The sequence below is a fragment of the Paenibacillus sp. NEAU-GSW1 genome (assembly GCF_009737085.1).
Lineage (GTDB): Bacteria > Bacillota > Bacilli > Paenibacillales > Paenibacillaceae > Pristimantibacillus.
The window spans coordinates 74502-87864 of the sequence record NZ_WOVL01000001.1 but is presented as its reverse complement, the minus strand read 5'-3'; the positions used below and the strand labels follow the sequence as shown (position 1 = coordinate 87864).

Below are 13363 nucleotides of genomic sequence, written 5' to 3'. Positions count from 1 at the left end.
ATTCGGGTAGGTAGCGAAACTGGTTCGTATTACTGCGAAGCCAAGTTCCCTATTATAGTTAGTTTGACGCTAACGGCTGCGAACAACGAACCGTTTTACGCTATTCGTGATTGTGAGTTCGCAAATAGCGCAGTTCAGTTCGTTATTTACTCGAACAGCAGCGGAAATTCGCCTTTGCAGCGAATTTCTCTTCGCTATTTTGCGAATCTGCTTCGCTCAGGCCTTACAGCCGCCCCGCCCTTGCGCTCATAAAAAGGACTCTAAAGCCGATTCCGGCCTTAGAGTCCCCATTCCCAAAGCTGCGACTGACTGTACAGCCGCTATTCCTGTCTAAACAAACTTCCGGCTCGTCTTTTTCCCGTCGCAGCTGAAGACGATTTTTTTGTCCTCCACAACCGTCTCCAGATGAACCGACTTGCCCCATAGTTGGACGACGTACGGAAGCGTGCGCTCCACATATTTCAAATCCAGCTCGGTCCCCTCGTAGTTATGCTTTAAGTACATCTCGCCCACCCTGTTAAAGTCGCCGTCGACGACGACAATGCTCGGGAAGCCCCCATTCACTTTGGAATAAACGAGCTGCTCGCGAATGTTCTCCCACGACTTGTCAGTAATTTTCCACTCCGGCCCCTTCTTCTCGAAAATATAGAGATCGAGATCGTCGACAAGCTCTTTCGTCAAATAGTTGCGCAGAAACGAGATGTCGGAATCGAACTCGCGCACCTCGAAAATTTTGTTCCGGCCTTGGCCCGGAACGCGTCCGAAGCGCTCCCGCTCCTCTTTCGTCGGATTGTCCCAGCGGCGCTCGATATCCTCGAAAATTTTCAGCCCGAGGTAATAAGGATTCAAGCTATGGCGCGAAGGCACGACAACCGAGGAATTCAGCTTGGCGAATTCGATCGTTTCGTCGCTCGTAAGCGACAACTCGCGAATGATCCTTTGATGCCAATAGGAGGCCCATCCTTCGTTCATAATTTTGGTCTCGATTTGCGGCCAGAAGTAGAGCATTTCATCCCGCAGCATCGACATAATGTCACGCTGCCAATCCTCGAGCTGCGGCGAATATTCCTCGATGAACCAGACCAAATCTTTTTCCGGCTCCGGCGGAAAACGTTTGGCAGCGGCGGCAGCGGCAGCGGCCGCTTTTGCCGCTTCTTCGACCTCTTCGGTATCCAGCGACCACAGATCATCGTAATCGGAGCTGCTTTGCCCCTTCGACGAACGATTTTTTTCCTGCGTCAAAAGCTCGATATACCGTGTCTTATCCAATTGGTAGGGCTTAATAATGGTAGGATCAACATGCTCCTGTATGGCAAGCACAGCGTCAATAAATTTCTCGACCGCCTCCGCGCCATGGTCCATTTCATATTGATGAATGCGATCAGCCGTCGCCGACATGCTTTCGACCATATTACGGTTCGTTGCCCCGAAACGAGCGTTATTCTTGAAGAAATCGCAGTGAGCCAATACATGCGCGACAATGAGCTTATTCTGGATAAGCGAGTTGCCTTCCAGCAGAAAGGCATAGCACGGATTCGAGTTGATGACGAGCTCATAAATTTTGCTTAAGCCAAAATCGTATTGCATCTTCATTTTGTTAAACGTTTTACCGAAGCTCCAGTGACTAAACCGCGTCGGCATTCCGTAAGCGCCGAACGTATAAATAATGTCCGCCGGACAAATCTCATAACGCATCGGAAAAAAATCGAGCCCAAACCCTTGCGCTATTTCCGTAATCTCATCAATAGACCGCTCCAACGCGCGGATATCGTCCTGGTTCATCCGCCATCCCCCTGTACATGATAATACCGTTCATACCATATGTATGCTTGGCTGAGCCTGCATATGACGCGGGCGACGACTGCGACGGCAGAGAACGGCTTCTCCTTCAGCATAAAAAAACTTTGAGTCACCTTCCATCTATATGGCGGCCGGCCTCAAAGGTTTCTTTTATATTTCTGCTTTGCCGCATACATTGCTTGATCGGCATCGTTGATCAGCTGCTTCAACTCGACATATAAGCCATGATTGGCGCTAACCCCTATGCTCGCCGAAAGCGAGATCGACATGCCTTCTACAATAAAAGGCTCGTCAAACGAACGCTCGATTTTATCTCTGACGGCTCGAATTCCTACATCTTCCGTAAGCTGAGGGAAACAGATCAGAAACTCGTCGCCGCCATAGCGGACGACTTTGTCTCTCTTGCGTAAATGATGTTTCAACCGATTAGCGCCTGAATAAGAAGCCTGTCCCCGATTTCGTGGCCAAACCGATCATTGATCACTTTGAAATCATTCAAATCGATGAACATGACGCCAAACGTCGTATCGTCACCCTCAAGCAGCTTTCTTAAATATCTGCGATTGTACAGCCCCGTCAAACTGTCGGTAACGCTCGTGTTCTCCAGCTCAATCCCATAACCGATCAATGCTGCCATCGACTCAATCAGCATTCGCCCTTCGGGTGAATGCTTTAAGCCTTCCGCCATCGCAACATGAATATAACCGCAGCATTGGCGGTCCGACAAAAATATTGGCACAGCATATTGCGGCTTGCTGCCCAGCGCCGCTTTCCAATCGGCTCAGTAAGAAAACGGTTGCCTATTTTTAAGTCCGCCGTTTATATTTTCCATTGTATGCGACCCTCAATTTTACGCTTACGCTTTCCAACGAGTCTTCGGTCAGAAACATAACCGTTCCGTTATTGCTCGCTTTTTTCCAAGCTGCGGAATTCGATCGGTACAATTTCTCCTGCAGGCCGTACACATCCACGCCTTGCTGAATCCCCGCTTGATAAGTATCAAAAATTTGCTTTTTCAATTTCTTCTCAATCAAATCAACCATCTTCTCGTATGATATCGGCTCGATATACTCATACAACGCTGCCATATATTTTGCCTTGATCCGAAACCGGACTTCATCGCCTTCGACAATCGGAATCACTTTGATTTTGGGCAACCCAACGCTAAGGGAACCATAAATCGTTCCGTCCTCTTCAATTTCCGCAGGCGACTTCCTCATTTGCGGCTGCATCCACGAAAATCCGGCCAACCGTTTGTGAGGCAAATAGGCAAAGGTTCCATGATGTTCGAAAAAAGCGCCATCGATTTTAAAAAGCGGCCTTTCTCTTTTATTCACCGACCAGTCCTGTTTATTCAGCGTCAAGTTTGGCAAATACGCCTCGGCTTCCGGCCCGTTCAGCTTTGTAATAAACTGAAATCCGAGCACAGGCGGATAGAGCGAGTCATCTTTATAGGATGGCAACGGGTTGTGCAAAATTGAAGTAAGCGGCGATTCGTTGAAAATCGAATTGGTGCTGAGCAAATCCTTAATCGGCTCTTTGGTTCCGTATACCCAAGTCGTATAACGCGATTCAGGAAACCGGTTTATCATATCGATGACGCCTTTCAGCTTGTCGCTCTCCAGCAGCCGCTCCGAGAGGATGACCGCCGTAACATGCCCCCAGGTCATATGCATTTGCGCCGTGCGAAATAGCTCGTTGATCGCAATGTCCAGCGTTTTGCCTTTACCTACCCCTACCCATAAATTCGGCTCTTTTCCAGACCCTCCGGAATCCGCTCTTGCAAGCGTTACGAATTCCAGAAGCTGGACATACACCGTAAAAATGCCGTCGTTATAATCGAGACCTAACGCCTTCGCATAACCGTTGCTTTGAATTTCGGTCGCGCTCCAGCAACCGGTCGATGTCATGCAAAGCGCGGCAAGGACGAATACAGTCGCCAGTTTTCTCACAACAACGCTCATTTCCCTGCATCCTTTCGCGGCTCCTGCGTCTCCAAGTAGACTGGACGCCTCTTATTCCACGAGCGCGGAAGCTTAAAAAGAGCGGCCAGCGCTTGCTTAAGGTCGAGAGGACTAATCGGCGTCAAATACGGAACCCCGAACGATTCCAGCCCTGTGAGATAGATAAGGAACAAAATGACCGACAGTATAAACCCGTATATGCCAAGAGTCGCCCCAAGAAAAAAACTAACGAAACGGATCATAATGATGGAGCTGGACATCACCTGATTGACGATTGTCGCTCCCGCTACGATTGTAATCGCAATAACAACGATCATAAGCGGCGATACAATCCCCGCCCGAATTGCAGATTCTCCAATGATGAGGCCGCCGACGACTGTTAGCGTTTGACCGATCGCCATCGGCAGCCGAACGCCCGCTTCGCGAAAAAGCTCCATAAGCACCATAATTAGAAACATTTCCAAACTCGTCTCCATTGGCAATCCCATACGTCCGGTGGAGATCGTCGTAATAAGCGAGAAAGGAATCTGATCGGTATGGAATGTCGTCAGCGCGATATAAAAACCCGGCAAAAATAACGTGACAGCCAAACCAAGAAACCGCAGCATTCTGCCTATATTGACAGAAAAGAAAGGGAAGTTGGCGTCCTCCGGCGATTTCAGCAGCAGGAACAAATTAACGGGACCAATAATCGCGCTCGGATTGCCGTCTACAATGATGACGAATCGGCCGTTCACCAAACATTCTGCTGCAAAATCCGGACGTCCCGTATAGTGCGTAACCGGAAAAAGCGTAAATTGCAACGGCGACAGCATTTCCTCCAATTGATTGGAGGTTAGCAGCCGCTCTACTTTAATCGATTGCAGCTTCTCGTGAATATGCTTGATCATTTCCTCATTTGCAATATTGCGCATGTACATAAGGGCGACTTTATTCGCGGAGAGAGTTCCGATCACCTCGAATTTACATGCAAGCTCCGAGGTGCGAAGTCTCGTTCGGATCAAAGCTACATTAACAGCGAGCGGCTCAATAAAGCCGTCGCCTGAGCCGCGAATCGTTACCTCAGTCTTGGACTGCTCAGGCGCGCGCGTCGGTATATTGGAAATATCGATGCTCCACATCGTCTTGAGCGACGGCAGGCAGAACAGCATATGACCTTCAAATACGCGCACAGCCATCGCTTCCGCACCGAACTGGCCCGATTCCAAGTCCATCTGAACCCAGACCAGCGTCGTTTCGTTATCCACATCTTCCTTGCGCAAAAACTTTGTTTTCTCATAAACCCGAGCTAATTCCGGAAGAATGACTTCGTTGATCATCCTCGTCTCCGCCATCCCGCAATTGTAGGCGATCACAACCGAGATCGGAGGGCTGCCAAGCTGATGTCCGTCCACAATGACATCGTCGCAATATGAAAAAAACTGCTCGATCGACCGTTGCGTCATTCGAAACGGCTTTTGATCCGCGCTCTCCTTCGCATCGCCATTATTGACTCTTGGATTTCCGCTCGATTTGATCATTTCGCCACCTCTTTATCTTCTTTTCGCCACCAGCTTAGCAGCGCGAGAACGGCCACTAAGGCGCTGGCATATATAAGCACAGCCGGAAACTGAATACGATTGACATATAAATAAACGAGCTCTACCCGCCAAAAGTACATCGATACGCTGCCCATCACTAGCGTAATCACAGCAATCGCGACCAACCGTTTGCGCGGACGGCGAATATTGAGCAGATCGACGATTAAATAGATCGAGATTGCGATACGGGCAAATGAGCCGCTTAACCATTGATAAATCGATAAAAAATCGACGTGTTGAAGCAGCTTTCCGACATTTACCAGCTTCCACTGGTCATACGGGGTCACGCGCTGCTTTGCCGCTTCCACAGGACCGAACTCCGTAATGCCGCCAATGGTCGGCCCAAGCGTAATGCCAACCATAAATACACCCAGCAGCAGCAGATGCCACAGTTTTATCTTTGATTTCAGCTCATGCTGGTACAGAACCAAAATCCACACCTCAACCATACCGGCCAAAGCATAAACCAGCCCCCGCCATACCGGGTCCATTCCATGCTCCAGTATCGGCAGCAATTGATTGTAGTTTTTATATTTTGTGTTGGCTCCCATAACAAAATAGCCAAGTACGAGCACTAGAGGCAGCAACACCGCCGAGGTCATCGCAATCGTGGGCAGTCCTCGCAGCGCGGCAAGCGCCGATACAAGCGCGCCGGCAAACACGATAATCGGAAACGGAGTAAACTGCAAGTAGGTAGAGACAGTCCAGTTGGACGTCTCGAACAGCGTGTGCGTTCCGAGCACGAGCAGCAGAAACGACGCCGACAGCCGCAATATCCATGCAGGCACAACGCCAAATTGCCTTTCGATCCAATCGGTCAGCCGCTGTCCGTGAATTCGGCGGATGACAACGTACATAAGGTACATAAACAGCAGGAAGAACGGCATAGCCGCAATTATAGCAATCCATGAGTCTCTTCCCGCAGCATCTAAAATGGCAGGAATAGCGAGAACATGACAGATCAGCCCTGCGGAAAGCATTAGAATAGAAAATGAGAGCCAGATCGAGATCTGCTTGTCGCCATAGTTCATTAGCGGCCTCCTTGCCGTTTCTTGCCGGATTAAAGGCTCGATGCTGCCCTTACGCAAGCCTCTATAGGATGCCAAATTTTACTTTTCTTATTCCACAACATTCCACAACAAATAAGCTGCGCCGACTCTCCCGCAGGATGAATCGGCGCAGCTTATTTTCGATTAGTCTTCCATTTTCCGCACATCGACGGTCACCTTCAACGTCTGATCGCCGTTTCCACGATACACGCCCTTAACCGGAACAATATCTTTATAGTCGCGTCCGTGTCCCAGCTTCACATAACGCTCGCCGACCGGAGCTTCATTCGTCGGATCGAAGCTGCACCAGCCGAGCGTCGGCACATACGCCTCTACCCAAGCGTGCGAGGCTTGCTCGAAATCGGCGCTGCCGCCCTGCAAATCGCCTACAAAGTGATAGCCGCTTACGTAGCGTGCAGGAATGCTGTGCGCTCGGCAGCACGTAATCATCAAATGAGCGAAATCTTGGCATACGCCCCGCTTCCGTTCGATCATATCGCTTGCTTTCGTCTCCACCGTCGTTGCCTCCGGATCATAGACGAAGGATTGGCGAATGTCGCCGGATAAGGCTATCAGCCAGCCGAGTACGCTCATATCAGCGCCTTCTTTATCGCAAATGCTGCTCGCATATGCCTCTACCTCGGGAGTGACTCCTGTATATTCGGTAGGGATTAGAAACTCGGCAAATCGGTTGGCCGCCTCTTCCGTTTCAAGCCAAGCCCACGCCTCCCGGGCCGGCTGTCCGTTAAGCAGCGCAGCCTGCTCCTCGGGACTCGGCGCATTTTTCGTGACGACCGTCATTTGCGTTCGAATCGTCAGCCGCTGATGGAGCGAATTAACCGAGAACGAATGCACTCGATTGCCGAAATAATCTTCATAGCTGAAGAGCGACGCATTCGGTTCGATCCAGATCGCTTGCTGGTAACAAGATTGGCGATCGTTCGTGCTTGGCGTCAACCGAATTTCATTGACACTGTCCGTAACCGCCCCGCCGTATTCGTATTGCGTCATATGGGAAATATTCAGCTTCATGCGGTTGCCTCCCCCATGCGAAAAAAGGTTTTGGCAAACGCGAGCCCCAGCGTCTCGCAAGATTCCAGCAAATGGCCAACGATGGAGCCGTTGCGGTCGACGATCATATCGTCGTGCTCCAGGCATGCGAGATCCGCTTTTACTTTTCCGACTTGGCGTATCACTTTCTCATGGGCGGCCCGCAGCTGCTTATCCTGCAGCTCAATCTGCCGCATATGCTCGTCAAGCGCATGGAAGGCGAAATGGACCGATCGCGGGAAAGCCGAATTTAAAATGACGTACTCAACGATCGCCTCCACCGCCATGCCGTCGGCATAGGCCCGCCGGAATGATTGATAGCCGCTCACCGATCGCAGCACTGCCTGCAAGTAAGGGTAAGCTCCGGCATTGTTCCAGCCGTCGCCGCTTGCGGCGTTGCCTACCGCTTTTATAATGCGCAGCGTATTTTCCGCTCTTTCCAAATACCTTCCGCATTCGATAAAATGCCATTCATTCTCGCGCGGCATGACGGATTGGCAGAACCCTTGAAACAGCGCCGTCCATTCCTTGATCCGGCCATAGAATAAATGCGGAGAATCTTTCAATAAGTCATCGGGCTGTTTCTCGCGCAGCCATAAGTAGAAGGCGTTGATCGTATCCCACAGCTCGCTCGGCACCTTTTCCCGAATGGTGCGCAGGTTGCCCCTCGCATGACTTACACAGCAGACGAGCGAATTGGGATTGTCGCGGTCAAGCGTCACATAATGAAGAATATCTTGCTCGTTATAGGCGCCATACTGCTGCTCATAGGAATCGCGGCTGCCAAGCGCATCGACGATTCGCGTCCATTTGCAAGGAACATCCGCCTCCGCGCCAGGAGCCAAGGCGGCCGCATCTCCTCCCCGCTCATCCTCTGCCTGGAGATGGTAATGAACATCAATCAAACGAGCATGATTTTCCGCGCGCTCCATATAGCGCCCAATCCAAAATAATGCTTCAGCATTGCGGTTTAGCATAGCGACCCCTCCGTTTCATCAAACCTTGAATTCTCCAAGGTTTACATTAAGCGCACTAACGGCTCAGTACCCAGGTATCCTTCACGCCTCCGCCTTGCGAGGAATTTACGACGAGCGAACCTTCCTTCATCGCAACCCTCGTAAGGCCGCCCGGTATTACATGCGTCTCTTCCCCCATGAGCGCAAAAGCACGCAAATCGATATGACGCGGCGACATGCTGCCGTCAATCATGACTGGCGCTCGAGACAGCTTCATCGTCGTCTGCGCAATGTATCGGTCCGGGTCGCGTTTGATCGCTTCCGCGAACTCTTTAATTTCTTTAGCCGATGCCGCAGGGCCGATTAACATGCCGTAGCCTCCGGACAGCGATGTCTCTTTAACGACAAGCTGCTCCAGATGCTCAAGCACATAATCCCGTTCCGCTTTGCGGGACAAAATGTACGTCGGCACATTGTGCAAAATCGGCTCTTCGCCAAGATAGTAGCGAATCATGTCCGGAACGTACGCATATACCGCTTTATCGTCGGCAACCCCAGTACCCGGCGCATTCGCAATCGCTACATTGCCTGCCCGGTAAGCGTTCATCAGCCCCGGAACGCCAAGCAGCGAATCCGGATGGAACGAGAGCGGATCAAGAAAATCATCATCGATACGGCGGTAGATCACATCCACCTGGCGCAATCCGCGCAAATCGCGCAAATAAATTTTATGATCCTTGTAAACCAAATCTCTGCCTTCTACAAGATGGATGCCCATTTGCTGCGCAAGGAAGGTATGTTCATAATAGGCGGAGTTATAGGCGCCAGGGGTCAGCAGCACGATAAGCGGATCGCGCTTTCCGTTTGGCGCAAGCGCGCGAAGCGAACTGAGGAAATAGTTTAAGCTGCGATCAATGCTTTGCACCGATGACGACAAGTAAAGATCGTGGAACAGCTCGCTCATGAGCGTGCGCCCTTTGAACAAATACGAGAAGCCCGACGGCGAGCGGAGGTTATCCTCAAGCACGAAGTACCGGCCTTTCTCGTCTCTTATTAAGTCTATGCCGGAAGCTGTAATATAAACGCCTCCCGGAACGTCCAATCCGCACATTTCCGGACGGAAATACGTATTGGAAACAATCATCCGTCTAGGAATGATGCCGTCGGCGACGATGCGCTGTTCGTGATAGATATCACGGACAAACATATTCAGCGCTTTGGTCCGTTGCCGTACGCCGCGGTCGACTGCCTCCCATTCATGTTTCGGAATGACTCGCGGAATATAATCGAACGGAATGGTCCGCTCAAGCGGTTCGCTTTGGTTCGGGCTGTAGAGGGTGAACGTAATTCCTTCCTCCAGCATCCTTTGGTTGAGGGCGTTCTGTCGCATCGATAACTCGGAATGCTTCATCCGTCCGAACAAGCGATGCACGCTTTCGTAATGGGGACGAACGGACAAATCCTTTTCATACATTTCGTCGTAAAATGATTGCGCATCGTAATAGTGCGACTGCGACTGTTTGGCCGTCGACATGCCAACCGCCTCCTCCATGATGGCGCAGCATCTCCAGATGCCCGCGTCAATGACAACCCTAACATTGTCATATATATGTTAGCTAATGTAAGTGAATTCCGTTTAAATCCACCTCAATCGGTAACAATATGTTAGATTTATCATACTAAATCCGAATTTTAATGTCAACTTACATAACATTAAAGCAGGGTTTCTGCGCTGGCGAGAAACCCTGCTTTATATCATATGCCTATTCTTCTTTTATGTATTCAATTGACGCAAATCTTTCGCAACTTGCTCCACCATTTGCACGAACACGGCAAGCTCCTGCGAACGCGCCGCCTGGTTGCGAGCTTCGTCGGACGTTTGCTCCGACTCTTTCTGAACCGCAGTGACCTTCTTCTCGATCTCTTGCATATTCCGCCCAATCGTCTCCATCGCTGAACGCGACGACCCGGCCAGCTTTCGAACCTCGTTGGCTACAACTTCAAATCCTCGTCCATGCTCGCCCGCCCGAGCCGCTTCGATTGCCGCATTTAAGCCAAGCAGATGCGTCTGGTCGGAAATGCCGCGAATAAGCGTCCCCATCTCCGTAATGCCATCGAGCTCAACTCGCAGTTCGCCAAGCAATTCATGCGCCTTGTCCTGCGATTGCGAGGTTGACACCGCCGTCGCTGCGATCGATTGCGCGCCTTCCTCCAACTCAACCATGAGACCGGCCAGCTTCTCAACCGCTTCCGTTATCGTCGTCAGCATGACGGCTCTCTCGTCGGCAAGTGTTTGAATTTGAATCTGCTCCGCTTGATTATAAGCTTCAAGAACGAGCTGCGAATCCAGATTGAACATTTTGCTGAGCGAGTGCACCACGCTTGTCCAGCGATCCGGCATCACCCTCTGCATCACCGTAGCCGAAATATCCAAATAGGTCATATAAGTGCCTAAATACCAATCCGTCGTCAACCCGATCCGCGAATGGACGAGCCCGATTTTAATCCGATTATCTATATAAGCCTCGTCAATAACCCCGCCGGTAAGCGAGAGCCAATAGACGCGCTGCGTCTCTTTAAGCCGTTCAATATTGCTCACCCGCCCGATCAAATCCATCAATTCCGGATAATGTTCTATGTTGGCATAGAACCGATCCACCACTTCATTGACCACCTGTTCAAAAATAGGGCGACATTCCGCAAGCTTCTTCAAATCTTCCGCCGTAATTTTAGTAAACTCCAATTGACGCTGGCGTTCGGCCGATAGTTGGCTCATGTTCCGCTTCCTCCTAAGATGAATGTCTTTCTCTCACTTCTACTATTATATCTGTAAACTTACATATTTGGTAAGCTTTCTTTTTGATCAAATAAAGCCGGCGGCGCTTTCGCATTCCGCCGGCTTACTATTTATTATCGATTTAACAAGCTTCCGACATAGCGAAGAAGCTCGTTAGCGCATACCGGGCAATAGCCGTGCTCGTCAATCAAACGTTTCGTTACTTCGTTGATTCGCTTCAGCTGGCTTTCATCCGGCGTTTTCGTCGATGTCGTTATTTTAACGATATCTTTGAGGTCGGCGAACAGCTTTTTCTCCACCGCTTCGCGCAACCGTTCATGGCTTGTAAAATCAAACTTTTTCCCTTTGCGCGAGTAAGAGGAAATGCGAATCAGTATTTCTTCGCGGAACGCTTTCTTTGCGTTCTCCGATACGCCGATCTGCTCCTCAATCGAACGCATAAGCCTCTCGTCCGGGTCCATCTCCTCGCCGGTCAACGGATCTTTAATTTTCGTCCAGTTGCAGTACGATTCGATATTGTCGAGATAGTTCTCGAATAAAGTGCGGGCGGACTCTTCGAAGGAATAGACGAAAGCTTTCTGAATTTCTTTTTTGGCAAGGCTGTCGTATTCCTTGCGGGCAACGGAAATAAAGTTCAAATATCTCTCCCGCTCTTCCTTCGTTATCGACGGATGCTGGTCGAGTCCGTCCTTCAGCGCCCGCAGCACATCAAGCGCATTGATGCACTCTGTATCCTGCTTGATCAATGCGCTCGAAATCCGGTTAATAACGTAACGCGGATCGACCCCCGACATGCCTTCTTCAATATATTCGTTCTGCATTTCTTTCAAATCGGTTTCCTTGAAGCCCTCGATTTCTTCGCCGTCGTACATCCGCATTTTTTTCACAAGATCCATGCCTTGCTTTTTCGTTTCCTTCAAGCGGGTAAGTATGCTGAATATAGCAGCCGAACGCAGCGCATGCGGCGAAATATGAATATGCTTCATATCGCTCTGGCCGATCAGCTTCGTATAAATTTTTTCTTCCTCCGATACCTTTAAGTTGTACGGTATCGGCATGACGATCATCCGCGATTGCAGCGCCTCGTTTTTCTTATTGCTTATGAACGACTTGTATTCGGATTCGTTCGTATGGGCGATAATGAGCTCATCTGCGGAAATGAGCGCAAACCGGCCGGCTTTGAAATTGCCCTCCTGCGTTAGAGAAAGCAAGTTCCACAAAAACTTCTCGTCGCATTTTAGCATTTCTTGAAACTCCATCAAGCCGCGGTTTGCCTTATTCAGCTCGCCGTCAAAACGGTATGCGCGGGGGTCCGACTCGGAACCGAATTCTGTAATCGTCGAGAAGTCGATGCTGCCGGTCAAGTCGGCAATATCTTGCGACTTCGGATCCGACGGGCTGAACGTCCCGATACCAATCCGATTTTCCTCCGATATGAGCACACGCTCTACGAGCACATTTTCAATATCGTTGTCATATTCGGTACGAAGACGCATTTGGCACGACGGGCACAAATTGCCTTCAATGCGCACGCCAAGCTCTTTCTCAATTTCCGGCCTCAAGTCATGCGGTATTAAATGAAGCGGTTCTTCATGCATCGGGCAGCCTTTAATAGCGTACACTGCACCGCGCTCCGTTCTTGAAAAACGCTCCAATCCTTTTTTCAGCATCGTAACGATGGTCGATTTGCCTCCGCTAACCGGTCCCATCAGCAACAGAATCCGTTTACGGACATCCAGCCTTCTTGCCGACGAATGGAAATATTCCTCTACAAGCTTCTCGACAGCGCGGTCCAGCCCGAAAATTTCCTGTTCAAAAAACTTATACCGCTTATTCCCGTTACTGTCCTCAACACCAAACGATTCAATCATTTCATAGACACGCGCGTGCGCTGTCATGGCTGGTGTCGGATCCTGCCTCAACAGATTAATGTATTCCTTGAAAGTTCCTGTCCAAGCCAGCTTTTCACTCTCTGTCCGGTATTCCGATATTCGCTTGAAAATGTCCATGCCATGCCTCCTCCCATCGCTTCCGCAATCCGCATTTTTCACTCCGCTCGGGATTTTCTCTATCCAAACAGTCGAGGGATTTACTTGAGTATTACATTCCTATGCTTAGTCCTGCGGGAAATTGACCACTATTTTAGTCGGCAATCCAGCAAAAAGCG

11 protein-coding genes are annotated in these 13363 nt (G+C 50.1%); all 11 read right to left on the bottom strand.

Features of this window, described 5'->3' with window-relative positions; genetic code table 11:
* Positions 1-330: 330 nt before the first annotated feature.
* The 11 genes from GOM71_RS00375 to GOM71_RS00325 all read right to left on the bottom strand — a co-directional run bounded on the left by GOM71_RS00375 (position 331) and on the right by GOM71_RS00325 (position 13205).
* Complete coding sequence (locus GOM71_RS00375) at positions 331-1782, bottom strand: SpoVR family protein (RefSeq protein WP_156277237.1); 1452 nt, start codon at positions 1780-1782, stop codon at positions 331-333.
* A 155-nt stretch (positions 1783-1937) separates the two neighbouring features.
* Entirely contained in the window at positions 1938-2222 is a 285-nt protein-coding gene (locus GOM71_RS00370) for a GGDEF domain-containing protein (protein WP_156277235.1), read from the bottom strand.
* Positions 2219-2527 carry a GGDEF domain-containing protein gene (locus GOM71_RS00365; protein WP_216651683.1) on the bottom strand — a complete coding sequence of 103 codons (309 nt, stop codon included), beginning with the start codon at positions 2525-2527 and terminating at the stop codon, positions 2219-2221. Before GOM71_RS00365 ends, GOM71_RS00370 begins: the two co-directional genes overlap by 4 nt.
* 79 nt (positions 2528-2606) lie before the next feature.
* Positions 2607-3764 carry a Ger(x)C family spore germination protein gene (locus tag GOM71_RS00360; RefSeq protein ID WP_156277227.1) on the bottom strand — a complete coding sequence of 386 codons (1158 nt, stop codon included), beginning with the start codon at positions 3762-3764 and terminating at the stop codon, positions 2607-2609.
* Complete coding sequence (locus GOM71_RS00355) at positions 3761-5284, bottom strand: spore germination protein (protein ID WP_156277225.1); 1524 nt, start codon at positions 5282-5284, stop codon at positions 3761-3763. Before GOM71_RS00355 ends, GOM71_RS00360 begins: the two co-directional genes overlap by 4 nt.
* Positions 5281-6375, bottom strand: coding sequence for an endospore germination permease (locus tag GOM71_RS00350; protein WP_156277223.1), 1095 nt, complete (start codon positions 6373-6375; stop codon positions 5281-5283). The genes GOM71_RS00355 and GOM71_RS00350 overlap by 4 nt, the downstream gene beginning before the upstream one ends.
* A 162-nt stretch (positions 6376-6537) precedes the next feature.
* The gene (locus GOM71_RS00345; RefSeq protein ID WP_156277221.1) at positions 6538-7425 is read right to left on the bottom strand and encodes a transglutaminase family protein; all 888 of its coding nucleotides are present in this window, start codon (positions 7423-7425) and stop codon (positions 6538-6540) included.
* A complete protein-coding gene (locus tag GOM71_RS00340; protein ID WP_156277219.1) occupies positions 7422-8420 on the bottom strand; it encodes an alpha-E domain-containing protein in 999 nt (332 codons plus the stop codon). Before GOM71_RS00340 ends, GOM71_RS00345 begins: the two co-directional genes overlap by 4 nt.
* A 55-nt stretch (positions 8421-8475) precedes the next feature.
* Positions 8476-9933, bottom strand: coding sequence for a circularly permuted type 2 ATP-grasp protein (locus GOM71_RS00335; protein ID WP_156277217.1), 1458 nt, complete (start codon positions 9931-9933; stop codon positions 8476-8478).
* Between the two features lie 240 nt (positions 9934-10173).
* A complete protein-coding gene (locus tag GOM71_RS00330; protein WP_156277215.1) occupies positions 10174-11175 on the bottom strand; it encodes a globin-coupled sensor protein in 1002 nt (333 codons plus the stop codon).
* A 134-nt stretch (positions 11176-11309) separates the two neighbouring features.
* The gene (locus GOM71_RS00325; RefSeq protein ID WP_156277213.1) at positions 11310-13205 is read right to left on the bottom strand and encodes a PrkA family serine protein kinase; all 1896 of its coding nucleotides are present in this window, start codon (positions 13203-13205) and stop codon (positions 11310-11312) included.
* Positions 13206-13363 lie beyond the last annotated feature (158 nt).